Origin of the sequence: Hutsoniella sourekii ATCC 700629 (assembly GCF_000518205.1) — a bacterium.
GTDB classification, from domain to species: Bacteria; Bacillota; Bacilli; order Lactobacillales; family Aerococcaceae; genus Hutsoniella; species Hutsoniella sourekii.
In genome coordinates this window covers 18508-43985 of the sequence record NZ_JADD01000011.1, presented here as the reverse complement: position 1 = coordinate 43985, position 25478 = coordinate 18508, and the positions used below count along the sequence as shown (strand labels likewise).

Genomic DNA, 25478 nt, shown 5'->3' with positions numbered 1-25478 from the left:
CCCACTCCAAAGTTTTTTCAAGGGCAATGGCGCGGGCTCATCACACTTCAAATTTATTTCGAAGGCAATGGCGCGAGCTCATCACACTCCAAATTTATTTCAAGGGCAATGGCGCGGGACCATCACACTCCCAATTCATTTCATGGGCAATGGAACGAGACTATCACACTCCAACTTTTTTCGTGGCAAATTAAGTTCAGGGGGCACGGCCTCCTTTAAGTGCAAAAAAGCGATAAGAACGGATACTTCGCTTGTTAGAGTGTCACTTTCAGTTTAACTCTCACTATGACAAAGTACGTTTTATCGCTTTCTGGTTATCAATTATTAGTCTAGGTGACAGACTATTCCGATATTCTTACCACTGGTTTAATCGAGCGCTCTTCAAAAGCCCGTTGTAAGTCTTCAAAGTCAAACACCGTAATCATATCATCAAATGGGAATTGGCCTTGACGGTAGTATTCAATGAGTTCAGGAATAAATAGCTTCGGTATCGAATCACCTTCAATAACGCCCTTCAAAGTCTTTCCTTCGGCCATCAAGTCTTCTTGCATATTCATCTGAAAATCTAAGTTCATCCCTACCACAGCCAGTTCACCTCGAGGCTGAAGGCTGTGAAGGCCTTGGACAATAATGTCGGTATTTCCGGTTGTATCGATGGCGTACTTAGCCCCACCACCAGTAATTTCTTTAACTTGAGCAGCAATATCCGGGTTATGCTTATTATTAATCAAGTCAGTAGCACCAAAATGCTGCGCCATTTCCAGCTTGTCGTCATTGCGATTCACGGCAATGATATGCTTGTAACCAGCAATCTTTGCAGCCATAATCGCACTTAAACCGACCGCACCCACACCTAGAACAACAATACTATCCCCCAATTTAGCATCAAAGGCATTGAGAACTGTCCCTGCACCTGTCTGGATTCCACAGCCTAATGGCGCTAGCTTAACGAGATCTAAATCTTTGGGCACCTTGACCAGATTCTTCTCTTCAACATTGGCGTAAGTTGCAAAGGATGACTGACCAAAAAAGAGACTCACGGGCTGACCGTCAAGTTCATGAGTGTGGCCCCCATCTTCTGTATGCCCGCCGAAGTTCAGCTCATTGAAGTTCAAGCAGGTAGTCGGATAGCCGGACAAGCAATGTGAACAATGACCACAGTGGGCATAAGACATCACCACATGGTCTCCTACTTCAAACTCATGAACGCGGTCACCTATTGCTTCGACCAACCGATAGACTAGTCGATGTTTAATCTTATTCGCTCGACCAATTCATTGATTTAACGGATAAGTGTAAGCCCGAATTTCTACAAAAATGCTTCGATAAAGCATAAGATCATCTTACTAACAAAAAGACATCAAAAAAATGACCCACTAGGTTTTGAAATCAGGGAACGTAGTGGGTTCTGGCACTTAAATTCTAGCATATTGTAATCTGAATTCAAACAGCTAATCATAGTGATACATACATGACAACACTTCAATCCGACCTTCCACCACCCGATAGACCAATCGGTGTTCAATCGTGATTCGTCTCGACCAGAAGCCACTGAGCTCATACCTTAAGAGTTCCGGTTTGCCTAGACCTGAATAGGGCGTGTCCTTGATGTTTTCAAGTAATTGAATGATTTTTTGGTAAATTTTCTTATCTTTATTCCGCCAAATTTCTTTCTCTTTATAAGCCCTTTTACTCCATCTGACTTTCATTACAAGTCCTCATCAATAAAATCACCTTGATCAAGTTCCTCCATGGCAGCCCATAAATTCTCTCGATTGGCTTTACTCGATAATAAGTAGTGAGTTTCCATTAAAGAATCAAAGTCCTTTTTAGCTAAGACAACGACATCATTACCATTTTGACTAGTCACTGTATATTCCAAGGAATGCTCATTAATTTGATCCATATAAGTCTTTAAGTTTTGTCTAAAATCACTATAATTGGTTGTCTCCATCTTGATCACCTCACTAATATTGTACAATATCTTGTACATAATAGCAATGCCTAGTTCTCCTACACCAACCACCTAGGTGGAGCTGGTCTAGTGGACTAAACAATCCTATAAACACAAAAAGATTCAAGTAAGTCTTATTAGCTGCCAAAGGGTGCCTCAATTCTGGGGCCGATCTCCTGAAGGTGGCTAGTGACCCTTCTATTCACTTTGAAATTTATTTCAAAAGGGATGGCGTACTTCTATCACACTCAAAATTTTTCAAGGGAAATGGGGCAGGTCTATTGCACTCCAAATTCATTTCAAGGGGAATAGAGCGCTCCTATTACACTTCAAATTCTTTTCAAGGGGAATGGGACAACCCTATCGCACTTCAAATTTGTTTCAAGGGCGATAGAACGCCCCGATTACACCCCAAATTTATTTCAAGGGTAATAGAACACCCCTATCGCACTTCAAATTTATTTCAGGGGCAATTGAGAGGGCCCATCGCACTTCAAATTATTTTCAAGGGTGATAGAACGCCCTTAGCACAGTGATTAAAGATCAAAATGAAAAAAAGCCGAACTTTCTTCCTTTAGGAATAGAAAGTTCGGCTTTTTAGATTGAGGCAAGCTAGCTATCAATGTGTGCTAGCCTCATATTGATTGTTAATTAAAATCCCTTAGTCTGCCCAGCGTCCAACTGGTTCAAGGCCCGCTTGATATTGACTTGGGCTCGTTGGTAGGCAACCGTATCGTCACGGCTGAGGGCTTGGGCAGCTTCTACTTCGGCTTCTTGCTTGTCCAGGAGTAGCTTGCCTTCCTCAGGACTTTTGGCGTGAATAGCGTAGTTGCAGACAATGGATGTCTGGTTGTTGTTGACTTCCAGAATACCACCACTGAGGGCGATATAGTCGCTCTCGCTAGCTTCTAGGCTGTCCTTGACTTCCACGATTCCTCGGCTGACAACGGTCATATAAGGGACGTGGTGAGGCAAGATGGTTACCCCGGTGTCAATGGTCTGGGCATTCACACTATAGGCTTCTTGTTGGTAGATGATTCCTTCCGGTGATGAGATTCGGACTGTTTGTCTCTGTGTCATCTGATCACCTAATTTTCTGAGTCTTGACTTTTAGGCTGGTAGCCTAACTTCAAGGCCTTTTCTTCCATTTGTTGGATGTTACCGACATTACGGAAGGCTTCTTCTGGATAATCATCATATTGACCGGCAAGAATCGCTTCAAAGCCACTTAAAGTCTCTTCAATGGTGACAAAACTTCCTGGAATACCGGTAAAGGCTTCAGCGACGTGGAAGTTCTGTGATAGGAAGAGTTGCATCCGGCGAGCCCGCTTAACGATTAATTGTTCATCGTCACTTAACTCATCGACCCCTAGAATGGCAATAATATCTTGCAATTCATTGTAACGTTGTAGGGTCGCTTGGACTTGACGAGCTACGCGGTAATGGCGGTCCCCTACGATGTCTTCAGATAAGGCAATAGAGGAAGATTCCAGTGGGTTGACAGCTGGATAGATCCCCTGCTCGGTTAACTTCCGGTCCAAGTTGGTGGTCGCATCCAAGTGGGTAAAGGTTGTCGCTGGTGCCGGGTCAGTGTAGTCATCGGCTGGCACATAGACAGCTTGAATTGATGTAATCGATCCATCCACAGTGGAAGCAATCCGTTCTTGCATTTGGCCCATTTCTGAAGCCAAGGTCGGTTGGTAACCCACGGCAGAAGGCATCCGACCGAGTAAGGCCGATACTTCTGAACCTGCCTGGGTAAATCGGTAGATGTTATCGACAAACAAGAGTACATCTTGGTGCTGGGTGTCGCGGAAGTGTTCGGCCATGGTTAGACCGGTTAAGACAGTCCGCATCCGGGCACCAGGCGGCTCATTCATTTGACCAAAGACGAGGGCAGTATTCTGATCCACCCCTGACTCTCTCATCTCATGAACCAAGTCATTCCCTTCACGGCTTCGTTCTCCAACCCCAGTAAAGACAGAGATCCCGCCGATTTCTTCGGTAATGTTGTGGATGAGTTCTTGGATTAAGACGGTCTTACCTACACCGGCTCCACCAAAGAGACCAATCTTACCTCCCTTGAGGTAAGGCGCTAGTAGGTCAATGACCTTGATACCTGTCTCTAGGATCTCATAGTCGTTGGTCAAGCGGTCATAGGCAGGTGCCGGGCGGTAGATCGAAGCCTTCTCCGTTTCTTGGGGTAGTTCTTCCCCTTGGTCAATGGTCTCTCCTAAGACATTGAAGACCCGTCCCAAGGTAGCATTCCCTACAGGCACTTGAATCGGATGCTCGGTATCGATAACGAACATCCCTTTGGCGAGACCTTCGGTCGCTGACATGGCGATGGCACGAACGACTTCATCCCCAAGGTCCAAGGCCATCTCAACGGTCACTGTTTCTTGACCTTCAAGATTACCAGCCTTCAAATCCTCTAAAGTCAAATTCGGATAAATAACCAAGGCGCTGCGGTTGTCTGGTGTTCCCATTTCAATAGGGAAGCGAACATCGACAACGGGCCCAGTTACTTGGTGAATTTGTCCAATTCGCATGGATGGTTACCTTCTTTCTTTGTAATATTTTATTGAACACTCGATCCGTTAATAATATCCAACATTTCATTGGTGACACTAACTTGACGAGCTTTGTTGTATTGAAGTTTCAAACTAGAAATAATATCCTCTGCATTATCGGTTGCTTGCGACATGGCTTGCATCCGGCTGGCTTGTTCAGCTGTCTTGGCGTCTATAATTGCCCCATAAATCTGACTCTCAGCATATTGGCGTAAGAGTTCGTTGATGACAACTTGGTTGCCTGGTTCAGTGACATAGTCCACTGAGGATACCTTTGGTTGGTCTTTTTGTAAGAGGTGGTTGAGTGGCAAGAAGGGTTCGATCCGAATCTCACTTTGCAAGACATTAACCGAGTGTTGATAGCAAATATACAAGGCATCATAGACTCCTTCTGTGTATAGGGTTATAGCTCGCTCAATGATCCGCTGCACTTGGGTATAGGTCGGATAATCTGGTAAATAATGTTGTTGGTGAACCACTTCAATTTGCTGGCTGTGACAAAACTTAACCACCGGCTGACCAATCGCAAAGACCTTGATGTCTTCTTTGCTGGCATGGTGCTTGTCAAAGAAGGCCTCAACCGACTTCAAGAGATTGGAATTATAGTTACCAGCCAATCCCTTGTCAGAAGAGATGATCAAATAACCGATCTTCCGGTCTTTGGACCTTTCCAGGAGGTCGCGGTAGTCGAATTGTTCACTTTGCCCCTCCACAATCCATAAGTTCTCTGGTAACTCGTACATAGGTGCTTGAACCATTTGAGTCATCATTTGTCGCACTTGGCCTGCATATTGGTCATAATGCTTTGCTTCTTCAACCATCTTATTGTATTTGGAGGTGGAAACCAATTTCATGGCGTTGGTGATTTGCGCTGTCTTAGCGACAGAGTCAATCTTACGCTTGATTTGAATCAATGATTCCATAATTCCCTCCTAACTAATCAGCAGAAACATTCAAAAAGTCAGAGCTGAAGGCTTCTAATAATTGATCAACCACTTGATAATCTTCAATCTTACCTTTGGTTTCGATTTCTCTTAATAAGTCCGCATGGTAGCGGTCCAAGTACTCGTATAACTCATGTTCAAAGTCTCTGACCTTGCTGGCTTCCACTGGCTTCAAATATTGATTAACCAAGGCATAGAAAAGAATGATTTGCTTGGAAGCTGGGATCAATTCATGTGCACGTTGCTTCAAGATTTCGACCGTCTTTTCCCCGTGAGCTAGACTGGCACGTGTCATCTCGTCTAAGTCGGAACCAAATTGACTAAAGGCTTCCAATTCACGGTAGCTGGCTAGGTCAATCCGCAAGGTACCGGATACCTTCTTCATGGCTGGTAATTGTGCCGATCCACCTACCCGGGATACGGAAAGTCCAGCATTAATCGCTGGGCGCACACCAGCTAGGAAGAGGTCGCTTTCTAGGAAGATCTGACCATCGGTAATTGAGATAACGTTGGTTGGAATATAAGCAGAGATATCCCCACCTTGGGTTTCGATGATCGGTAAGGCCGTAATTGACCCACCTCCTAGGGCATCATTCAACTTAGCTGAACGTTCAAGTAAACGTGAGTGCAAGTAGAAGATATCCCCTGGATAAGCTTCCCGTCCAGGTGGTCGTTTAAGTAGCAAGCTCAGTTCACGGTAAGCGACCGCTTGTTTGGAGAGGTCGTCATAGACAATTAGAACATGCTTGCCATTGTACATAAACTCTTCGGCCATTGCTGTGGCTGCATAAGGAGCCAAATATTGGAGCGAGGTCGCTTGTGAAGCTGTCGCTGACATCACAATGGTATAGTCCATCGCGTCATGCTTTTGTAAGGTAGAGACGATATTCTTAACCGTCGAAGCCTTTTGACCGATTGAGACATAGATACAAAGGACATCTGAATCCTTCTGGTTGATAATCGCATCCACTGCGACAGTCGTCTTACCAGTCTTACGGTCTCCAATGATCAATTCCCGTTGACCGCGTCCAATAGGTACTAGAGCATCTAGGGCTTTAATGCCTGTCTGTAGCGGTTGGTCTACACTTTGACGGTCCATAATGCCGGGCGCTTCAGTCTCTACTGGTCGGTAGCCTGTAGCTTCAATAGTACCTAAGCCATCAATCGGCTCTCCGAGTGGGTTGACGACCCGTCCTAGGAAGTTGTCTCCGACAGGTACTTCCATCATCCGGTTTAGGCGGCGAACCATATGTCCTTCATGAATATCAGAATATTCACCAAAGATAATGATCCCGACGCTACCTTCATTCAGGTTTTGAACCATACCGATGGTACCGTTAGCAAATTGGACCATCTCGCCGTATTTTACCTTGTCTAGACCGCTAACTTGAGCGATCCCGTCTCCAATGGAAGTAATTGTCCCGACCGCTTCGATTGTCTCTTCAGGTTGGAAGGCGGCAATCTCTTGGAGCAAGGTTTGCTTGATCGATTCAATACTCATTTGATTACCTCCTATTTCTTAATCAGAGAGCGTGCTAAGTCTCTTAATAATTTCTGGGCGGACCATTCGTAGGAATAGGCCGTTGATTGCACGTGAACCCCAGCAATTAAGTCTGGATCCACAATATAGATCACTTCTTTGAAATCACGGTGAATCTTATCAGCAAAGATATCGATGATTTCTTGCTTTTCTTGATCGGTTAATTCCTGAGCACTCGTAATCGTTAATGTATCTTTTTTGGGAGCGCGACGTGACATCTTATCTTCAAGTAAGGTTAAATTCAAATTAGTCATGAGGATTCACTTCACTTTGCAGTTGGCTGATAAAATGAGCCACGTATTCTTCTTGGTCGGCTTGACTTAATTCTCGTCTTAGAATCTTCTCAGCCATAGCAATGGATAAGCTTAAGACGCTTTCTTCCATTTCACTTTGCATTTGAGCCCTTTCTTGTTCTAGGGCGACACGCGTGCTTGCTTCTAATTCTTCTGCTCGTTGGCGGGCCTCTTCTTCAATTAATTGGGCTTTATTGTTGGCCGTTTTGGTGGCGGCATCAATAATATCTTGCGCTTCCTTGCGGGCTTGAACTAAGCCTTCGTGGGCTTGATTCACGCTGGCAGCTACTTCGTCTTTACTCATTTGAGCTTCTTTTAAGTCACGTGTAATCGTTTCTTTACGTTCCTCAAGCATTTGAGTAATCGGTTGCCAACCGTACTTGTAGACAAGGAAGATCACTAATCCAAAAGCGATAAGGGTCATTAAGAATTGACCAAGAGCAGTTTGTCCTAGTATTTCCATTCCTTACCTCCTATTAACTAAAGACTAAGATAAAGGCAATAACGACAGCCATAATTGGAATCGCCTCAATAAGACCTACCCCGATAAACATGGTGGTTCTAATTTGATTGGACATTTCCGGTTGACGGGCCATAGATTCCAAAGCTTTCGAAATAACTAGACCGTTACCAATGGATGCACCCAGTGCGGCAATCCCAATTGCAATAGCAGCAGCTAAACCATTCATAATGTAAACTCTCCTTTTTATTCGTGTCCTTGTACTTTATGCGATAGATAAACGTTGGATAATGTAACAAAAATATAGGCTTGGATGGCTCCGATAAAGAGCGAGAAGACTTGCCAGACCATTTGGAGTGGAATACCTGGAATCCAAGTCGCTACACCGTAAAGGTTACCGAATTGAGCAATCAGCTTCAATAACACTTCCCCAGCGAAAATATTCCCAAATAGACGCAAGGCCAAAGTGAAGATATTAATGATTTCTTCAATCAGCTTGATCGGTAGCATAGCAAAGTTAGGCGAACCATAACTAGCTTTCATGTAAGGGCCGAAGCCTCCATAATCTTTGATACCAAAGTAGTGGGAAATTAAATTCATCACCACTGCCAAGGTTAAGGTAACCACTGGATCTGCTGTCGGACTCTTGAAGTAAGAGTAGTGTCCCACGTGGACAAAGAATGGCAGACCCATAAAATTGCTAATAATCAAAAATATGAAGACACCAAGTGACAAAATAACATAAGGCTGCTTGTAGCTAGCTCCTATATTATCACGTACGATTCCTTCAATAAATTCAATTAACCACTCGACAGCAACTTGAAGACGTGACGGGCTTGATACAGATAATCGGCGATTTAAGTACACCAGGCCGATTATGACAACCGCTAAGAGTACCGCATAAGCGATGAGCGTATTCAAGGGAAAAGAAATACCTAAGAACTCTATAATTTTTGTCTCATCCAAGTTTAAACCTTCTTTCTATTTTGTGATTTTATGCATACAAAACCATATAAAACTCCATTCAGTCCTGTAATACCAATGATTGTACCCCTAATAGATTGTGAAATCAAGGAGAATCATCAATTATAAGTTTTTGTTGGATATTGACTCAATAAAATAACAACATAAGCTTAAGCCAAGTGGATAATTTCAGTAACTTTAAAATAAAATGAGATTTAGGATTTTTGCCGGTATTCACAAACTAATCTAAATGGTAATCGCTTACTCACAAAATAACTAGTGAAGGCCAAATAATCTAGCCTTGCCCACTATAATTAGATATAATAATTAGGACTATAAATATAAAAGGAGATACCATGAAGACACAACTCAAATATCAAATCTTAGCGGCTAGCTTGTGTGCCAGCAGTATTGGCCTTGGCTTAAGCTTGACACAGGTACAAGCCCAAGAAAGCCTGCCACCAGTAGCATCGGATACCCTAGCCCAAGCTGACCCAAGTGCAGAAGCAATGGAACAGCCAGCTGCGGAAGCCACTCCAGAAGAAGTCATACCTAATGACCCTGTAATAAATACAGTTACAATAGAAAATGAAACAGAAGATCTAACCACCACTGAATTGGCCGAGGAAGAGCCGAGAGCTTACCGCATGTATGCCGCCCCTAGCGTCACCCTTCAGCCTGAATTAACCAAAGACACCGGTTACCGTCATCATTTTGCCGGTAAACTGGCATCAAGCACTGACTTTCAAGCCAGTAACCCGACTGCTAACACTCAAAAGCAAGACCTAGTTGGCAAGGAAGTCCGGGCGACTCGACAAGTCGACACCCCTGAAGGAACTTGGGCTTATGTCCATGTTCTAGGGAGTGGTCAAGAAGGATGGGTCCCCAAAGAGGCCATCCAAGTAGAAAGCCTGACCCAACCGGTACAAACCATTAACTATGCGGGCAAGTTGAACCATCCGGGTCACACCATTACCAGCAAGCCATTTGGGGTGGATGGCTTTGATATCCTACGCCAAGTAGGTAATCTAGCTGGTCGTGAAGTGCGAGTCACCCAAGAAGTCGCTACCCAGCGAGCCAAGTGGGCTTATATCCACGTGGTCGGTAGCTCACTTAAAGGCTGGATTGACCAAAGAGCCATTGATCCAGAACAAGTCACCCAAGCTGAGCAGGCGATTAATTATGCGGGTCGCTTCAAGGGTCGCTACCACACGATCAATACCAAACCATTTGGCTTACGAGGCTTTGAGATTATTCGTCAAGTGGGTGACTTGAACGGTCGTGAAGTGCGTATCTCTAAACAACAAAAAACCGACCGCGCCACTTGGGCCTATGTTCATGTGGTCGGCAGTAATCTTCAAGGCTGGGTCGACCAAAGAGCTATAGACATTGAACAGGTTACCAGCCAGTCCCCTGCCCGCTATCAAGCTCAACTCAAGGGTTCCTACCATACGATTTCGACCAAGCCTTTTGGCGTCTATGACTTCAAGATCATCAGACAGGTGGGGAACTTGAACGGTCAACGCGTTGAAGTGATTCAAGAAGCAGTGACTCCGAGAGCGACCTGGGCCAAGGTTCAAGTCTTAGGAACTGGCATCCAGGGCTGGATTGATAAGCGAGGCTTGAGTGTCGACCGGGTTCTGGAAGAACGTGAACTTCACTATAGTGGTCAGATCAAGCCTGGTGCCTGGGTCACTGACCGGCCAGAAGGGCTAGCCAATTACCAAGTCCTAGCTGACACCAACCGCTTAAGTGGCATTACTGTCCACATCCAAAGAGAACAACGGACCCCGAAAGGAAAATTTGCCTATATTTCCATTCCTAGCCGTCAGATTCAAGGTTGGATTCCTAAGTCTGCCCTAGATATTAACAAGATCAAGCCTCAGGAGTTTATCCAATGGTTAGCTCCGCATGCCCAAGGCATTGCTGGAGCCAACGACTTGTATGCATCTGTGATGATTGCTCAAGCGGCCTTGGAGACCGGTTGGGGCAATAGTGACCTTTCCTTGAAACCAAATTACAACTTGTTTGGCATTAAGTCCGGTAGCTTCCCGGGTCCAAGAGTCAATATGGCTACCTTGGAAGATGACGGTAAGGGGAACTATTACCGCATCCAAGCCGACTTCCGCCGCTATAATAATTACCGCGAGTCCATGGAAGATTACGCCCGGGTGCTAACGGGAGTAGGAAGCAACTGGCGCCGTCAACTATACTGGCCAGCCCGCTTCAGCCAGGCCAAGACCTACAAGGAGGCAACCAAGGCTCTAACCGGTACTTATGCCACCGATATCCACTACGGTGACAAGCTCAACCGCATCATCCAGTATTATAACTTAACTCGTTTTGATAAGAAGAAACGTTAAATGAACTAAGCAAGTCAGCTTATAAGTTCAACTAAAACAGCTTGATAAAAGCTTCCAAACAAATACTCCTCCAGCAGTAATAGACCAAGACTGCTGGAGGAGTATTTAATTGTTGATACTCTTAATAATTGATTTTAATCGATCTTACAGTTACGAAGCGAGCTGGTTGTTAGCTCATGGTCCAGCCGCCATCAACAGGAAGGGCGTGGCCGGTAATATAGCTAGCTTGGTCGCTGGCTAAGAATAAGGCTGCTTGAGCAATATCTTCCGGTTCACCAAAGCGCTTGATTGGAATAGGCGTTAGGAAGCCAGCCGCAATATCCTCAACTTCTAATAAGTCCTTGGTCATACCTGTCCGACCGGTTCCTGGACAGATGGCATTAGCTCTGACGCCGTCTTTAGCGTAGTCAACCGCAATCGCCCGCATCATAGAGATGACCGCACCTTTTGTGGTCCCGTAAGCAACCGCTTCAGGGAAGCCAATAATACCGCCAGCCGAAGCTGTTGAAATAATATTTCCTTGGGTCTTCTTAAGGTATGGCATAGCGTAGTGGCTGGCCAAGTAGACAGCCGTTACGTTAACATCCATACTACGTTGGAAACCATCTAGTTCGGTTTCTTCTACATTTCCTGGTACGTAAATCCCTGCATTATTGAAGAGAATATCAATTTGACCAAAGGCTTCTACGGTTTTGTCAATAAAGTTCTTGACTTGGTCAGCCTTTGAAACATCCGCTTGAATGGCAACGGCTTGACCGCCCGCTTCTTGAATCATCGAAACAGTCTCTTCCGCTCCTTCTACCGCATAATCAACAACGGCAACCTTAGCCCCTTCTTGGGCAAATAACAAGGAGGTGGCCCGGCCAAATCCAGACCCCGCTCCCGTAATAATCGCTACTTTACCTTCTAATAACATTCATATCTCCTACCTATCTATTCAATATTTGCAAACGTTTCCCTTTTGCGCTCTAAATATACCACAGCTTGCCAGAAAGGCAGAATGATTTGCTCAGGGAATTGAATTTATCTTGGTCCTTTATCCATCATCAGAAAAGCGGAAGCTAAAGGCCGTTTGGCTATCCACTTGGACAGTGGGGCCAGCCCGGAAGATGATGAATGATCGTATTCACCTTTCCTGTGGAAGATTCTGTCAGATCGTCTTTTGTCTCTAATTCTAGCATCAAAAAAAGCCGAGCTAAAGCTCGACTTTTGAACGGTTTAATTAGCTTACATGTGAATTGGCATTCCTAGAGCTGCTTCAGCTGTATCCATGACTGATTCTGCTAGTGATGGGTGAGAGTGGATGGTCAAGGCAATGTCTTCAGCATTCATACCTGACTCAACCGCTAAGGTTAATTCAGCAATCACATCAGAAGCATTTGGTCCAGCCACTTGAGCTCCCACGATCACGTTGCCTTCCTTGGTTGTAATGAGACGGACAAATCCATCCGTATGGTTCAAGGATAAGGCACGACCGTTACCAGCAAATGGGAACTTGGTTGCTTTAACGTCTAAGCCAGCTTCCTTGGCTGATTCTTGAGTGTGACCTACAGAAGCTAGTTCAGGATCCGTGAAGCAGACCGCTGGAATAGCTACATAATCAACCACGGTTGACTCATCACCAGAAATAGCAGCAGCTGCTACCTTGGCTTCATAGCTGGCCTTATGGGCAAGAGCTGGTCCTTCGACTGCGTCTCCAATGGCGTAGATATTCTTCACGCTAGTCCGACACTGGTCATCCACAGCAATGAGACCACGGTCGCCAACACGGACACCAGCTAACTCTAAGCCCATTTCGTCAGTGTTTGGACGACGGCCGACTGTTACTAGACAGTAATCAGCTTCAACTGTATGGGTCTTGCCACCCACTTCATAAGTAACTGTTACGCGGTCGCCATCAACTGATGCTTCTTTTGCCATCGCGTTGGTAATGATTTCAACGTCTTTTTCCTTGAATTCATTTTCAACTAGGCGCACCATATCCTTCTCAAAGTTTGGAATAATTTGCGGTGACCCTTCCAAGATTGTAATCTTGGTACCAAAGTTAGCAAAAGCACCCGCTAATTCAGATCCGATATAACCGCCACCGATAACCACTAAGTCTTTAGGGATATCTGTTAAGGCTAGGATACCGGTTGAATCTAGGACGCGGTCATTGAAGGCAAAGCCTGGAATTTCGATAGGACGGCTACCGGTTGCGATAATCGCGTTCTTGAATGAATAAGTTTGAGCCGAGTCTTCCTTGATGACGCGTAAGGTATTGTCATTAACAAAAAAGGCTTCTCCTTCGATAATTTCTACCTTGTTCTTCTTCAAGAGCATCTCAACACCGCCAGTTAATTTACCAACGACTTCTTCATCTTTCCATTGTTGGGTACGGGCAAAATCAACTGTAATATCCTTGGTGTTCACACCAAAGAAGTCCCCGTGCTTCGCATTATGGTAGACATGACCAGCGTTGATTAATGCCTTAGAAGGAATACAACCAACGTTTAGACAAGTTCCTCCGATATAATCCCGTTCGATGATGGCTACTTTTTGGCCTAGTTGGGCAGCTCGAATAGCTGCCACGTATCCACCAGGTCCAGAACCAACAACGACTGTATCTAGTTCAATTGCGAAATCTCCTACTACCATCTAATCTTCACCTTAACCTTCCATTAATAGTAATTCAGGGTCTGCTAAGTATTTCTTGACTTCGTTCAAGGCTTTTTGGGCAGTGGCGCCGTCGATAACCCGGTGGTCATAAGTCAGGGATAACTTGACCACACGACCGATGGCTAATTCACCTTCATCGTTAACGATCGGTTGTTGAACGATGGAACCAAATCCTAGGATAGCTACCTCAGGGTAGTTCAAGATTGGAGTAAACCACTTACCGCCAGCAGAACCAATGTTAGAAATAGAGATGGTTCCATCACGCATTTCACCTGCGCTTAACTTACCGGCATGAGCCTTGTCAGCTAGGTCTGTAATTGAGTCCGCAATATCGAACATACTTAGGGTATTGGCATCCTTGATAACGGGTACATATAATCCAGCATCCGTATCAGTTGCGATACCGATATTGTAGTAGTTGTTGTAGACAATCTCATCTGTTGATTCGTCTAATTTGGCATTGATAATTGGGTATTTCTTAGCCGCTGCCACTAAGGCCTTAACCACATATGGTAGGAAGGTTAGCTTAGTATCGCGTTCGCTAGCAATATCCTTGAATTTCTTACGGTGAGCCCATAGTTTAGAGACTTCAATCTCATCAAAGTGAGTAACTTGAGGAGCGGTGTACTTAGAAGTAACCATTGCCTTAGAGATCGCCTTACGCATTGGTGTCATCTTCACGCGCTCTTGACGTTCGCCACTTGGAATAGAAGCTGGCTCACTCTTAGCGACTGCTGGAGCTGCTGTTTCTTGACTGGCTTGTGAAGCGGGTTCAGAGGCTTGAGCAGCTGAAGCACCACTGGCATTTGGATCAAAGTTATTGATATCGTCAGCTGTAACGCGGCCACCCTTACCAGTTGGTGTCACTTGGTTGATGTCGATGCCTTTTTCGCGGGCTAACTTGCGAACAGATGGCATAGCTAGCACGTGTCCGGCAGGGCTTTGACCTGCTTGGCCGCTAGCTTGACCGGTTGATGCGTTAGAAGCAGCACCTTGAGCTGGATCTTCGCCAACTTCTGCAGCTGGAGAAGCAGGCGTACCAGCTGCCTCGTCGCCGTCACCTTCATAGTCAGGGGCGTCGATTTCGATTAAGGCATCGCCAACATGGGCAACGGTTCCTTCTTCAACATAGATCTTAACAACCGTTCCGTTGTACGGAGAAGGTAGTTCTTCAACTGACTTGTCGTTTTGGATTTCCACTAGTGTGTCATCTTCACTTACAGAATCGCCTTCTTTAACCAACCAGGAGACGACTTCTCCTTCGTGGATTCCTTCGCCTAGTTCTGGTAGACGGAAGATGAAGTTGCTGTTAGATGAGGCTGGAGCTGCTTGAACCTCTGCTGCTTCTTCTTGAGGCGTTTCGTCTTCTTCGTCATTTCCTTCATAACCAGGGGCATCGATTTCGATTAGTAGGTCTCCTACAACCGCAACCGTTCCTTCAGGAACGTGGATTTTCTTAACGGTACCCGTAACTGGAGATGGAATTTCTTCAACTGACTTGTCGTTTTGGATCTCTACAAGTGTGTCATCTTCTTTAATTTCTTGCCCTTCTTGAACTGGCCAAGAAACAATTTCACCTTCGTGAATCCCTTCGCCAAGCTCAGGCAATCTAAATTTAAAAGCCATTTAGCTACATCCTTTCTTCTTATCTAAAAAGGGCTACTAGGCTAGCGGTCTAGCCTAGGCCTTAAGCGTTCTATTAGAAATCAGTGGTTTCTTTTACTTTTGCTACAATATCGTCTGCATTCGGTAACCAATCATTTTCAGCCATACCAAATGGGTAAACAGTATCTGGAGCAGAAACGTAACCGATTGGTGCTTTAAGAGATAGGATGGCGCGTTGAGAGATCTCAGAAATAATCTTCTCACCGACACCCGCTTGACGTTGTGCTTCTTGAACAACAACGACACGACCGGTTTTCTCAGTGGTCTTAACTAGTGCGTCCACATCAAATGGATAAACTGTACGTAAGTCAATAATTTCAGCGTCAATGCCTTCTTTTTCAAGTGTTTCAGCAGCCTTGATCGCTTCACGAACCATCGCACCGTAAGCAATGATGGAGACATCCTTACCTTCACGAACCACATTAGCTTCGCCAAGTGGAATCGTATATTCACCTTCTGGCACTTCTTCACGGAATGAACGATATAACTTCATATGTTCCAAGAAGACAACTGGATCGTTGTCACGAATAGAAGAAATCAATAAACCTTTAGCATCGTATGGATTAGATGGAATAACCACCTTGATACCAGGCGATTGAGCAATTAATCCTTCAAGTGAGTCGGCGTGCATTTCCGGTGTAGCTACCCCACCACCAAATGGTGAACGAATAGTCACTGGCATGTTGCGTGTACCGCCTAGACGGTAACGGGTCCGAGCGATTTGACCAACGATAGAGTCCATGACTTCGAAGACGAAGCCGAAGAATTGGATCTCCATAATTGGGCGGAAGCCTTCAAGAGCAAGACCCATCGCCAAGCCACCGATTCCAGATTCAGCTAGTGGCGTGTTGAACACGCGGTCTTCACCGTGCTTGTCTTGTAATCCTTCAGTAGCACGGAAAACCCCACCGTTCTTACCAACGTCTTCTCCGAAGATTAGGGTGTTTTTGTCTTTATTTAATTCGATATCCAGCGCATCTGTAATGGCTTGGATCATAGTCATTTGAGCCATTCTTATTCATTCTCCTTTGCTTCATAGTAGTCGATTTGTTCTTGAACCAATTGAGGGGCTTCTTCAAACATGTTCTTCAAGAAGTCAGACACTTTTTGCTTAGGTAGAGATTCAGCCTTCTTGATGGCTTCTTTAGCCAATTCTTTGGTTGCATTAACCACTTCTTCTTCTTTTTCTTCTGACCATAGACCCTTGTCTGTTAAGAATTTACGGTAGCGGATCAATGGGTCTTTAGCCCGCCATTCTTCTTGAGCACCTTCTGGTTGGTAACGTTTTGGATCGTCCCCTGATAGCGAGTGAGCACCGAAACGATAAGTCAAGGTCTCAATTAAGACTGGACCATTACCTGCTAGGGCATATTCACGCGCAGCCTTAGTGATGGCATAGACAGCTAGAATATCCATACCGTCTACTTGAATTCCTGGAATACCTGCTGCTACTGCCTTTTGGGCAAGAGTTTTAGCGGCTGTTTGGTATTCACGTGGGGTAGAGATAGCCCAACCGTTGTTTTGGATAACGAAGATAGCAGGTGCCTTGAAGGCTCCGGCATAGTTGATTCCTTCGTAGAAGTCCCCTTGAGATGATCCGCCGTCACCGGTATAAGTAATCGCTACGGCTTCTTTGACGTGCTTTTTAAGACCTAGGGCTACACCGGCAGTTTGCACGTATTGAGCACCGATAATAATTTGTGGTGGATAAGCGTGGAAATCTTCTGGGTAGTCATTTCCAGCTACGTGACCCTTAGACCATAAGAAGGCCTTGTCGTGAGGGAGACCATGTTTGATTAATTGGGGAACATCCCGGTAACCCGGTAGAAGGTAGTCTTCTTTTTCGATTGCGTTGATAGATCCCATTTGAGATGCTTCTTGTCCCCAAGTTGGTGCGTAGAAACCTAGACGGCCTTGACGGTTTAAAGCAGTCGTTCTTTGGTGCCATTCACGGGCGCGAACCATGTCTTCCATCAATCCTACTAATTCTTCATCGCTCAAATCAGGCATCAAGTCTTCGTTTACGACCTTACCTTCTTCATTAATAATTTGAACTGTGCTGAAATCAAAGTTATCAGGACTCAATAACTCTTCAATCGCTTGGTTTTTTTCATTTGCCATGCTGATACACATTCCTCTCTTAATTTGTTAAATAATACAGTCCCTTAGTTTCTGTATCACTTAGTTAACCTTAATTTATCACGATTAACTTTTATTTGCAACCATTTACATCACAAGTTAATTAATACAGGAAAGCCTCATAAAGCCTATTTTATCGTGATTGAATTCACTTACAACAAGTGGCTGAATTCACAATCTCATCTTATCAACATTTCCTGATTCTCTTTTTGTTTTTTTATTTTGTAACAGCATCAAACCTGTTACAATTTATCCCACAAAAAAAGATCCTGAATCGAGGGCGATTCAAGATCCTAAGCTTTATTCAATTAATACTGGTTCCAAAGTTCACTGATGGACCCTTTTTCACGACTCGCTAGAAAAGCGATCAACTTCAAGCGGGCTTCTGGACCTGTTAAGTAGTTCTGGTCCAAGATCACCCCGACTTGTTCAAGTTTGATAGCCGCTCCCTTGGATTCATAGACCCGGTGGACCCCACCTTGACTGGCACGGGTTGTCAAGACCACCGGAAGCCCCTGCTCTATTGCCACTTGAATCTGATCTTGAACGGCTGGTGGCACAGAGCCCACGCCCAGCCCTTCAATAACGATCCCCTGGCAACCGGTCGCCACTAAGGCTTCAATCAGCTTGGGGTTAAAGTCAAGAGTCATCTTGATCAAGTAGACTTGGTTGTCGAAGGCTAGTGAGTCAAAGCTTAACTTTTTGCGTGGGCACGCTTGTCTCAAGTAATGCAGACGACCCCCGTAAGTTAAGCCCAAGGGCCCTCGCTGCGGATCAGAGAAGCCTTGAATGGCGACACTGTTAGACTTGACCACTCCTTGAGCAGTGAAGACTTCCTGGTTGAAGACCAAGAGGACACCCTGCCCCCGGCTAGCCGGATCACAAGCGGTTAGAATCGCGTCGCGAATATTGGCATGACCGTCAAAGCCCAAGTCCAAGATACTCCGCTGGCTACCCGTGAAGACAACAGGTACCGGGGTATCTAGCAAGAGGTCCATAAAATAAGACGTCTCCTCCATGGTATCAGTCCCGTGAGTGAGAACAAGGCCATCGACCCCTCGGTCCAATTGCTGGTTAATGGCCTGGTAGATATCCACCATATCTGCCAAAGTCATCTCATTGGAAGGAATTGACTTGACATCAACCACTTCCAAGTCCAGATCGTCTCTTTGAAGATCAATATCTGCCAAGAGTTCAGCTCCAGTCATGGAACCAGACTGTAAGCCACCCGTTTGGGTGCGGACACTGGTAATCGTGCCACCGAGATTCAGTAAAACAATTTTTTTCATTTTTTATCGTCTCCTAGAAGGGGCCGTAACCGATAAATTGCGCCAAGCAGATCAAGACCACGGATACAGCAACCAGAATGGTTAGAAGCGGGGTATAGAACTTGACCCAATCGGAATACTCCACCTTGGCATTGGCAATCGTAGCCATAAAGAAGCCGGAAGTTGGATACAAGATATTGGTCAAGCCGTCCCCTAGCATATAGGCTAGAACCGCAACCTGCTGGTTGAGTCCGACCAGACGTGCTAGCGGGGAAATAATCGGCATGGTTACAATCGCCTTCCCACTACCTGATGGCACTGGAAAGTTAAATAAAGTAATAAAAGCAAAAATCGCAATCGCACTCAAATAGACAGGTAGACCTTGTAAGCCATTACCAAAGTAATAAACAATCGTATCCAAAATTTGTGCCTGGTCCATGAGAACCGAGACCCCATTAGCCACCGCAATCAAGATACAGCCACTCAAGACACTGACAGCTCCTTGAATAAAGGCATCAATAATCTGACTGCTATTCATGCCACCTAGAGCACCCGATAATACCCCAATCATAATGAAGATTCCCGCCATCTCGGTCATTCCCCAGCCACTGACTAGGACTTGGTAGACCATGAAGACAAAGGCTAGAACCACATAGAGAGCAATTAGCTTTTGCCGGCTGGTAAAGGCCACGGCTTGTCCGGGAACAAAATTTCCTTCATGTTCTTCAATGATCCCTCGTGAACGAGCTTCCGCCAGTACTTCCTGCGGATCTCGCTGGTGCTTTTTGGCATAGCGCATCAAGTAGACCACCGAGATGACATAGAAGACCGCAAAGACAAGCACCCGGTAGCCCATCCCAGAGAACATGGGTAGTCCCGTGATCTGATGGGAAATCCCAACCGTAAAGGGATTCGTGAAACCTGAAGAAAAACCAATACAGGTCGTCGATACTAAGACAATCCCCACCGCCGTCATAGCGTTAAAGCCTAGCGATAAGACCAGGGGCATGATAATTGGCAGATAAACCAAGCTCAGTTCTGGCGTTCCGATAAAGGCCGCAATTAGGGCAAAAAAGAACATCAAAATCGGAATCACCCAGATTCCATTACCCGCCAGACGGTTAGACAGACGAGCCACCATCCCATCGATTAGTCCCGTCTTCTTGATCACTTCCACCGTTCCGGCAATGATTAAGGTGAAGGCGATTACTGCCGAGCCCTTGACGAAGCCCTTAGGAATGGCATTCCAAAAGTCAAAAAAGCCGGTGGGCTGACGCTCAACAAACTTGAAGTTCTGCGGGTCCGCTACCTCTTGGCCTGAATCCAAGACCATACGTGCGAACTGACCCGCCGGTATAATATAAGTTAAAATGGCAACAACAATAAGTAGGATAAACAAGACCACAAGGGAATTGGGCATCCTCCTTTTTTTCTTTTCCATAATTTCCTCCTTAGAATTTGATGAGAAATATTAATATTCCTTGATAATAGCAGATTTTTGCTGACTTGACAATTAGATTCTACCTGTTTGGATGGCTTGGACCAATAATTGATAGACTTGCAGACTGGTCAGCATGGTCTCTTCTTGTATATCGAAGTTGGACTGGTGGTGGCCGGCAGTCAAGTCGCTTCCAAAGGTAAAGTGGCAGGCTAGCCCCCCACATTCGCTGACCCGGTTCATATAGAAGGAAACATCTTCAGAAGCACCAAAGTCAGGCTCTAAGAGGGTCTGGAAGTGAGCTTCTTGGAGGAGGTCGTTGACTTGGCGGTAGAAGTCACCCTGATATTTAGCCAGAGCCGGAGCTTCACCAACCTTATGAATCTGATAGTCACAAGCAAATTGCAAGGCTGCCCCTTGAACCACTGCTTGGACCCGCTCTTCCAAGTAGGCATTGATCTCATTACTGGATCCTCGGGTCTCTAGCTGCAGTTGCGAATGGTCAGCGACGACATTGCGCCCACTGCCTCCTTGGATGCGGCCGACATTAATTCGGCTACTACCAGCAGAGTGTTGCGGCAGGGTATGTAGACCTAGAACTGCTGAAGCCAGGGCCAAGTTGGCATTGTGGCCCTCTTCTGGAGCCAGACCCGCATGGGCCCCTTGACCAAAGAAGTCGATATCCAACTTACTGGTCGCTAGGAAGCCCTGACTAGCTACCCCAACAACACCTCCGGGTAGCCCCATCCCAATATGACCACTAAAGAAATAATCACAATCATCCACCAGCCCCGTCGCAGAGATAGACTTACCGCCCTTGACCCCTTCTTCAGCCGGTTGGAAGATCAAGATAAAGTCACCCACTAATTGATCGGCTTGCTCTTGTAACCAGGCAGCCAAGGCTAGCCCTACCGCAATATGACTATCATGGCCACAGGCATGCATAAAGCCAGGACGCTGGGAGGCAAAACCTTCCCGATTAGGTCGATGCTGGGGATCCTTGCTCTCCTGAACGGGCAAGCCATCAATATCAAAGCGGAAGCCAATTCGAGGCCCCGGACGTCCAGTCGCCAGTTTGGCGACCGCTCCCGTGTAACCAGCAAAAATCTCTTGGGTATCTACTGGTGTCTCTAAATCCAGCAAGCGGTCAGGCTTACTCGGATGAGGAACGCCCATCCGCATCTTTTCCTGGTGAATTGCCTGGCCGTATTCAACCTGGTAACCCAAATCCAGCAAGTGTTCAATAATCTCAATGGTCGTTTGGTACTCTTGCCAGGCCACTTCTGGAAACCGGTGGAAATGCCGGCGGCAAGCTTGTAAACGCGCAAATTGTTCCTTCATTATAACCTCTTCCCTTCATATACCTTCCCTCAAGAATAGACCAAGCTCAAGCAGAAATCAATTGCAGAATTCATTTGGATTTTTTCCTTGTTTTCAATTTTTAGGAAAACGCCTAGGCCAAGGTCGAAAAATAATAAGCCGAGCGTAACCTTAGGTCCGAGTCCTTATCTTGCAAAAACTTCACACTTTTTTTACTTCGATACCCTTCAATCCAGCAAGTGTATTAAAATAGAGATTTTCAATACAGTTCACTTCAAGAAACCGTATTGAAAACCACCCTTAGGGTACACTTGGATTCACTCAAGTGTATCAAAATCAGACTCGTCATACTGTCCATTACTTTTGGCTCAATCAAAAAAGCGACCTCCCCAGGCTGCCAGCTCGTCCGGAAGCTTGAGGATCATCGCTTGATGACTAGTATTAAAATTTACGAAAACGCTGGTATTTCAACTCTTGCCGGCTAGCTACATCCATGCCGGAGAGCTCCTTGATCTTGGCCTTGATTTTAGGAACCATGAGCTTAGCCAAGGTTTCATTGGCATAGGTTGCGCCGGTCTCCGTTTCTTCCGAGATGATCTGGTCAATGACCCCTAGGTCTAATAAGTCACCAGCCGTCAGCTTCATCATCTCAGCCGCTTGTGGAGCCAACTTGGAGTCCTTCCACAAGATCGAAGCAAAGCCTTCAGGTGACAAGATCGAATAGACTGCATTAGACAACATCCACACTTCATCGGCCAAAGCTAAGGCAATGGCTCCACCACTACCTCCCTCTCCAAGAATAATCGCTAGACTAGGAACCGTAAGTTCACTCATCACCGTCAAGGTAGAAGCAATAGCTTCTCCTATTCCATGCTCCTCAGACTCAGGCGTCGCATTGGCTCCGGCTGTGTTGATCAAGGTTAATACGGGCCGATTAAACTTATCGGCCTGCTTCATAAGACGTTGGGCCTTGCGGTAACCTGCTGGACCACTGGATCCGAAGTTACGCTTCAGGTTCTCCTCAGTGTCGCGGCCCTTTTGGATGCCGATAAGGGTCCAGGCCTGGCCATCCACGAGCCCTATGCCTCCGATTAAGGCTTGGTCGTCGGCTTGGACGCGGTCGCCGTGGAATTCAACGAATCGGTCGCATAGGGCTTGGATCAAGTCCATGGCCGATAACCGGTGGACATCTCTAGCCTTTTGAACGGTTTGATAGGCTTTCATTGGCGACCTCCTTGGTTGAATGTGCTTGAATCAAGAAACTAAGCAAGGAGTGTTGGTCCTTGCGAGCAACAATCTTATCGATAAAGCCGACCTCCAACACCCGCTCAGCGGTTTGGAAATTGTCAGGTAGGCGTGAGTTTAGAGTCTGTTGGATGACCCGTTTACCGGCAAAGCCGACGGTCGCTTGAGGTTCTGCTAAGATAATATCAGCCTGGTTGGCAAAACTAGCTGTCACCCCACCGGTTGTCGGATGCGTTAAAAATGAAATATACAAGAGTCCAGCTTGACTGTGACGGCTGACCGCTTGGGTCACTTTGGCCATCTGCATCAAGGACAAGATCCCCTCCTGCATCCGAGCACCCCCCGAGCAAGCGTAGATCAGAACCGGTAGCTTCAATTCCCTGGCCCGTTCAAAAAGACGGGTTAACTTCTCACCCACGACCGTTCCCATACTCGCCATAATAAAGCGACTATCCATAATGGCAATCGCTAAATCTTGACCATCCAATTGACCCTGGCCAGTAATAACCGCTTCCCGGAGCCCCGTCAAGGCACGCGCTCCTTGGAGCTTGCGGTCATAATCGGGGAAATCCAGGGGATTACAAGCCATTAGGTCCCCATCCCACTGGGTAAAAGCCCCCTCATCCAAGAGCCAGAACAAACGCTCAGGCGCTGGAAAATTCAGATGATAAGAACACTTAGGGCAAGTATAATCAGCCGGCACCAACTTGCGAAAGAGCACCTGCCGGCAATTGGGACAACGCTTGAAGGCATCGTCAGGAATTTGCGACCGCTTGTCGGAGAAATCCTTGGGTAAGTCTGGATTTAAACGAATTGTTTTCTTGCGGTTAAATAGCCCCATCAGCTTCCTCCTCTACTTGCCATTTAGGCATAAATTCTTCCTCCAACCAACGAATATGGAAATGATCCGCTTGGACATCCCGATCATGAACCAAGGCTTCCAACAATTCCACATTGGTTGTCAGCCCTTCGACATTAACTTCCACCAAGGCCCGCTGCATCAAGTTAAAGGCTGCTTGACGGGTCGGCTGGTGGGTAATAATCTTAGCAATCATCGAATCATAGAAGGGTGGCAGGCTGTAATGCGGATAGATGGCTGATTCCGTCCGAAGGCCCATCCCCCCTGCAGGTAAGATTAAGCGGTCAATATAACCACTGGATGGCATGAAGTCTGCTCGGGGATCCTCAGCGTTTAAGCGGCATTCGATGGCGACCCCGTCGAATTGAACCTCGTCTTGCTTGAAGCTTAGAGGCAAGCCTTGAGCAATACGGATTTGCTCCTTGACAATATCAATACCGGTAATCATCTCAGTGATTGGGTGCTCCACTTGCAGACGGGTATTCATCTCCATAAAGTAATAGCTACCTTCCTGATCAACAAGAAACTCAATCGTCCCAGCATTGGTATAGCCAATACTTTGGGCCGCTTGAACAGCCGTCTGGCACAGTGCTTGACGCACATCGTCAGCTAGACCCGTTGCGGGAGCAATCTCTATGACCTTCTGGTTTTTCCGTTGCAAGGAACAATCCCGTTCCCCTAAGTGAACCACTTGACCCTGCTGGTCTCCTAGGAGTTGCACTTCAATGTGCTTGGCTGGGTAAATGATGCGTTCAATATACAAGTCTTGGTTGCCATAGATGGACTGGGTTTCCTGCTGAGCCTGGGCAAAAAGATTGGCCAACTGGTCCGGCGAATCAACCCGGCGCATCCCCTTACCCCCGCCCCCATCAGCGGCCTTAATCATCAAGGGATAGCCAATTTCTTGGGCAATGGCTTCTGCTTGAATGAGGTCTTCCACCAAACCTGGGCTTCCTGGAGTAATCGGTACTCCCGCTTGACGCATGGTCTCGCGAGCATTCTGCTTGTTACCCATGTCGCGGATAATGGATGCCTTGGGCCCGATAAAGGTAACCCCTACTTCTTCACACATAGTAACAAAGTCACTGCGCTCTGATAGGAACCCATAGCCCGGGTGGATGGCATCTGCTCCAGTTACTAGGGCTGCACTCAAGATAGCCACTGGATTCGCATAAGAATCCAAGGTCTTAGCCGGTCCGATACAAATTGCTTCGTCCGCTAGTTCTGTATGGTAGGCCTGGCGGTCCGCTTCACTATAGACCGCCACAGAGGCAATGCCCATTTCTCTTAAGGCACGAATGATCCGAACCGCAATTTCACCCCGATTAGCAACAAGTACCTTCTTAAACATTATTTAGCCCCTATGATGAAGGTCAATTCTGCCTGGGCGACCCGCTTATCGCCGACAAAAGCTTGGCCAAAGCCGATTCCTGCATTGCTTCTTAATTTAACAATATCAACTTCTAATCTTAAGACATCACCCGGTTGAACTTTTTGGCGGAACTTCACTTTATTTAGGCCACCTAGGTAGGCAGTCTTTCCTTCAAAGTCGTCTTGAGTTAGAAGAGGAATCGATCCTGCTTGAGCGAGGGCTTCAATAATTAAGACCCCTGGCCATACGGGTTCGCCTGGGAAGTGTCCTTGAAATACTGGCTCATTATAAGTAATATTCTTGAAGGCAACGACGCGTTTGCCCTTTTCTAATTCGGTTACTCCGTCAATGTACATGATTGGGTAACGGTTAGGAATAATTTCCATGACTTCTTGTGCGGTATATAATACGGTCATCTTAATCT

Annotated in this window: 24 protein-coding genes; 1 reads left to right on the top strand and 23 read right to left on the bottom strand. The window is 46.1% G+C overall.

Annotated features, from left to right (window positions below; translation table 11 throughout):
* Window positions 1–341 precede the first annotated feature (341 nt).
* From T408_RS10675 to atpB, 11 genes are all read right to left on the bottom strand, one after another.
* Window positions 342–1232 carry an NAD(P)-dependent alcohol dehydrogenase gene (locus T408_RS10675; RefSeq protein ID WP_084543882.1) on the bottom strand — a complete coding sequence of 297 codons (891 nt, stop codon included), beginning with the start codon at window positions 1230–1232 and terminating at the stop codon, window positions 342–344.
* 219 nt (window positions 1233–1451) lie between these two features.
* Window positions 1452–1709: a Txe/YoeB family addiction module toxin gene (locus T408_RS0102875; protein ID WP_028118612.1), complete on the bottom strand. Its 258-nt coding sequence runs from the start codon at window positions 1707–1709 to the stop codon at window positions 1452–1454.
* Window positions 1709–1993 carry a type II toxin-antitoxin system Phd/YefM family antitoxin gene (locus T408_RS0102870; RefSeq protein ID WP_235731616.1) on the bottom strand — a complete coding sequence of 95 codons (285 nt, stop codon included), beginning with the start codon at window positions 1991–1993 and terminating at the stop codon, window positions 1709–1711. Before T408_RS0102870 ends, T408_RS0102875 begins: the two co-directional genes overlap by 1 nt.
* Window positions 1994–2605: 612 nt before the next feature.
* Window positions 2606–3034 carry an ATP synthase F1 subunit epsilon gene (gene atpC / locus T408_RS0102865; protein ID WP_028118610.1) on the bottom strand — a complete coding sequence of 143 codons (429 nt, stop codon included), beginning with the start codon at window positions 3032–3034 and terminating at the stop codon, window positions 2606–2608.
* Between the two features lie 8 nt (window positions 3035–3042).
* Window positions 3043–4506, bottom strand: coding sequence for a F0F1 ATP synthase subunit beta (gene atpD / locus T408_RS0102860; RefSeq protein WP_028118609.1), 1464 nt, complete (start codon window positions 4504–4506; stop codon window positions 3043–3045).
* 29 nt (window positions 4507–4535) lie between these two features.
* Window positions 4536–5450 (bottom strand): ATP synthase F1 subunit gamma, encoded by a 915-nt coding sequence (atpG, locus tag T408_RS0102855; RefSeq protein ID WP_051444757.1) that lies wholly within the window; start codon window positions 5448–5450, stop codon window positions 4536–4538.
* 13 nt (window positions 5451–5463) lie between these two features.
* Window positions 5464–6972 carry a F0F1 ATP synthase subunit alpha gene (gene atpA, locus T408_RS0102850; RefSeq protein WP_028118607.1) on the bottom strand — a complete coding sequence of 503 codons (1509 nt, stop codon included), beginning with the start codon at window positions 6970–6972 and terminating at the stop codon, window positions 5464–5466.
* A gap of 11 nt (window positions 6973–6983) precedes the next feature.
* On the bottom strand, window positions 6984–7265 hold the full coding sequence (locus T408_RS10670; protein ID WP_051444756.1) for a F0F1 ATP synthase subunit delta: 282 nt from the start codon (window positions 7263–7265) through the stop codon (window positions 6984–6986).
* Window positions 7258–7767 carry a F0F1 ATP synthase subunit B gene (gene atpF, locus T408_RS0102840; RefSeq protein WP_028118606.1) on the bottom strand — a complete coding sequence of 170 codons (510 nt, stop codon included), beginning with the start codon at window positions 7765–7767 and terminating at the stop codon, window positions 7258–7260. Before atpF ends, T408_RS10670 begins: the two co-directional genes overlap by 8 nt.
* Window positions 7768–7780: 13 nt before the next feature.
* Window positions 7781–7993 carry a F0F1 ATP synthase subunit C gene (gene atpE / locus T408_RS0102835; RefSeq protein ID WP_028118605.1) on the bottom strand — a complete coding sequence of 71 codons (213 nt, stop codon included), beginning with the start codon at window positions 7991–7993 and terminating at the stop codon, window positions 7781–7783.
* A gap of 17 nt (window positions 7994–8010) precedes the next feature.
* Window positions 8011–8730 (bottom strand): F0F1 ATP synthase subunit A, encoded by a 720-nt coding sequence (gene atpB / locus T408_RS0102830; protein ID WP_028118604.1) that lies wholly within the window; start codon window positions 8728–8730, stop codon window positions 8011–8013.
* Window positions 8731–9083: 353 nt separating this feature from the next.
* Here atpB and T408_RS11665 point away from each other — a divergent pair, with 353 nt between their 5' ends.
* Window positions 9084–11090 (top strand): GW dipeptide domain-containing protein, encoded by a 2007-nt coding sequence (locus tag T408_RS11665; RefSeq protein WP_051444755.1) that lies wholly within the window; start codon window positions 9084–9086, stop codon window positions 11088–11090.
* Window positions 11091–11259: 169 nt separating this feature from the next.
* Here T408_RS11665 and T408_RS0102820 read toward each other — a convergent pair whose 3' ends face one another.
* From T408_RS0102820 to fabZ, 12 genes are all read right to left on the bottom strand, one after another.
* Window positions 11260–12006: an SDR family NAD(P)-dependent oxidoreductase gene (locus T408_RS0102820; RefSeq protein WP_028118603.1), complete on the bottom strand. Its 747-nt coding sequence runs from the start codon at window positions 12004–12006 to the stop codon at window positions 11260–11262.
* 311 nt (window positions 12007–12317) lie between these two features.
* A complete protein-coding gene (gene lpdA / locus T408_RS0102815) occupies window positions 12318–13727 on the bottom strand; it encodes a dihydrolipoyl dehydrogenase (RefSeq protein WP_028118602.1) in 1410 nt (469 codons plus the stop codon).
* A gap of 12 nt (window positions 13728–13739) precedes the next feature.
* Window positions 13740–15374, bottom strand: coding sequence for a dihydrolipoyllysine-residue acetyltransferase (locus T408_RS0102810; protein ID WP_028118601.1), 1635 nt, complete (start codon window positions 15372–15374; stop codon window positions 13740–13742).
* A gap of 73 nt (window positions 15375–15447) precedes the next feature.
* Window positions 15448–16425, bottom strand: a complete 978-nt coding sequence (locus tag T408_RS0102805) for an alpha-ketoacid dehydrogenase subunit beta (RefSeq protein ID WP_028118600.1) — start codon at window positions 16423–16425, stop codon at window positions 15448–15450.
* Window positions 16426–16427: 2 nt separating this feature from the next.
* Entirely contained in the window at window positions 16428–17534 is a 1107-nt protein-coding gene (gene pdhA, locus T408_RS0102800; RefSeq protein WP_028118599.1) for a pyruvate dehydrogenase (acetyl-transferring) E1 component subunit alpha, read from the bottom strand.
* A gap of 326 nt (window positions 17535–17860) precedes the next feature.
* The gene (locus T408_RS0102795; RefSeq protein WP_028118598.1) at window positions 17861–18841 is read right to left on the bottom strand and encodes an asparaginase; all 981 of its coding nucleotides are present in this window, start codon (window positions 18839–18841) and stop codon (window positions 17861–17863) included.
* A 13-nt stretch (window positions 18842–18854) separates the two neighbouring features.
* Window positions 18855–20261, bottom strand: a complete 1407-nt coding sequence (locus T408_RS0102790) for a YfcC family protein (RefSeq protein WP_084543881.1) — start codon at window positions 20259–20261, stop codon at window positions 18855–18857.
* Between the two features lie 72 nt (window positions 20262–20333).
* The gene (locus tag T408_RS0102785) at window positions 20334–21599 is read right to left on the bottom strand and encodes an amidohydrolase (RefSeq protein WP_028118596.1); all 1266 of its coding nucleotides are present in this window, start codon (window positions 21597–21599) and stop codon (window positions 20334–20336) included.
* A gap of 420 nt (window positions 21600–22019) precedes the next feature.
* On the bottom strand, window positions 22020–22802 hold the full coding sequence (gene accA / locus T408_RS0102780) for a carboxyltransferase subunit alpha (RefSeq protein ID WP_028118595.1): 783 nt from the start codon (window positions 22800–22802) through the stop codon (window positions 22020–22022).
* Window positions 22771–23664, bottom strand: coding sequence for an acetyl-CoA carboxylase carboxyltransferase subunit beta (locus T408_RS0102775; RefSeq protein ID WP_028118594.1), 894 nt, complete (start codon window positions 23662–23664; stop codon window positions 22771–22773). The genes accA and T408_RS0102775 overlap by 32 nt, the downstream gene beginning before the upstream one ends.
* On the bottom strand, window positions 23651–25033 hold the full coding sequence (gene accC, locus T408_RS0102770) for an acetyl-CoA carboxylase biotin carboxylase subunit (RefSeq protein WP_028118593.1): 1383 nt from the start codon (window positions 25031–25033) through the stop codon (window positions 23651–23653). Before accC ends, T408_RS0102775 begins: the two co-directional genes overlap by 14 nt.
* Window positions 25033–25470 (bottom strand): 3-hydroxyacyl-ACP dehydratase FabZ, encoded by a 438-nt coding sequence (gene fabZ, locus T408_RS0102765; RefSeq protein ID WP_028118592.1) that lies wholly within the window; start codon window positions 25468–25470, stop codon window positions 25033–25035. Before fabZ ends, accC begins: the two co-directional genes overlap by 1 nt.
* Window positions 25471–25478 lie beyond the last annotated feature (8 nt).

What these genes read in the sequence shown, in the direction of transcription:
- T408_RS0102875 (WP_028118612.1), bottom strand. Translation starts at nt 1,709, where the DNA reads ATGAAAGTCAGATGGAGTAAAAGGGCTTATAAAGAGAAAGAAATTTGG.
- T408_RS0102870 (WP_235731616.1), bottom strand. Translation starts at nt 1,993, where the DNA reads ATGTACAAGATATTGTACAATATTAGTGAGGTGATCAAGATGGAGACA.
- atpC (WP_028118610.1), bottom strand. Translation starts at nt 3,034, where the DNA reads ATGACACAGAGACAAACAGTCCGAATCTCATCACCGGAAGGAATCATC.
- atpD (WP_028118609.1), bottom strand. Translation starts at nt 4,506, where the DNA reads ATGCGAATTGGACAAATTCACCAAGTAACTGGGCCCGTTGTCGATGTT.
- atpG (WP_051444757.1), bottom strand. Translation starts at nt 5,450, where the DNA reads ATGGAATCATTGATTCAAATCAAGCGTAAGATTGACTCTGTCGCTAAG.
- atpA (WP_028118607.1), bottom strand. Translation starts at nt 6,972, where the DNA reads ATGAGTATTGAATCGATCAAGCAAACCTTGCTCCAAGAGATTGCCGCC.
- T408_RS10670 (WP_051444756.1), bottom strand. Translation starts at nt 7,265, where the DNA reads ATGACTAATTTGAATTTAACCTTACTTGAAGATAAGATGTCACGTCGC.
- atpF (WP_028118606.1), bottom strand. Translation starts at nt 7,767, where the DNA reads ATGGAAATACTAGGACAAACTGCTCTTGGTCAATTCTTAATGACCCTT.
- atpE (WP_028118605.1), bottom strand. Translation starts at nt 7,993, where the DNA reads ATGAATGGTTTAGCTGCTGCTATTGCAATTGGGATTGCCGCACTGGGT.
- T408_RS11665 (WP_051444755.1), top strand. Translation starts at nt 9,084, where the DNA reads ATGAAGACACAACTCAAATATCAAATCTTAGCGGCTAGCTTGTGTGCC.
- T408_RS0102820 (WP_028118603.1), bottom strand. Translation starts at nt 12,006, where the DNA reads ATGTTATTAGAAGGTAAAGTAGCGATTATTACGGGAGCGGGGTCTGGA.
- lpdA (WP_028118602.1), bottom strand. Translation starts at nt 13,727, where the DNA reads ATGGTAGTAGGAGATTTCGCAATTGAACTAGATACAGTCGTTGTTGGT.
- T408_RS0102810 (WP_028118601.1), bottom strand. Translation starts at nt 15,374, where the DNA reads ATGGCTTTTAAATTTAGATTGCCTGAGCTTGGCGAAGGGATTCACGAA.
- T408_RS0102805 (WP_028118600.1), bottom strand. Translation starts at nt 16,425, where the DNA reads ATGGCTCAAATGACTATGATCCAAGCCATTACAGATGCGCTGGATATC.
- pdhA (WP_028118599.1), bottom strand. Translation starts at nt 17,534, where the DNA reads ATGGCAAATGAAAAAAACCAAGCGATTGAAGAGTTATTGAGTCCTGAT.
- T408_RS0102795 (WP_028118598.1), bottom strand. Translation starts at nt 18,841, where the DNA reads ATGAAAAAAATTGTTTTACTGAATCTCGGTGGCACGATTACCAGTGTC.
- T408_RS0102790 (WP_084543881.1), bottom strand. Translation starts at nt 20,261, where the DNA reads ATGGAAAAGAAAAAAAGGAGGATGCCCAATTCCCTTGTGGTCTTGTTT.
- T408_RS0102785 (WP_028118596.1), bottom strand. Translation starts at nt 21,599, where the DNA reads ATGAAGGAACAATTTGCGCGTTTACAAGCTTGCCGCCGGCATTTCCAC.
- accA (WP_028118595.1), bottom strand. Translation starts at nt 22,802, where the DNA reads ATGAAAGCCTATCAAACCGTTCAAAAGGCTAGAGATGTCCACCGGTTA.
- T408_RS0102775 (WP_028118594.1), bottom strand. Translation starts at nt 23,664, where the DNA reads ATGGGGCTATTTAACCGCAAGAAAACAATTCGTTTAAATCCAGACTTA.
- accC (WP_028118593.1), bottom strand. Translation starts at nt 25,033, where the DNA reads ATGTTTAAGAAGGTACTTGTTGCTAATCGGGGTGAAATTGCGGTTCGG.
- fabZ (WP_028118592.1), bottom strand. Translation starts at nt 25,470, where the DNA reads ATGACCGTATTATATACCGCACAAGAAGTCATGGAAATTATTCCTAAC.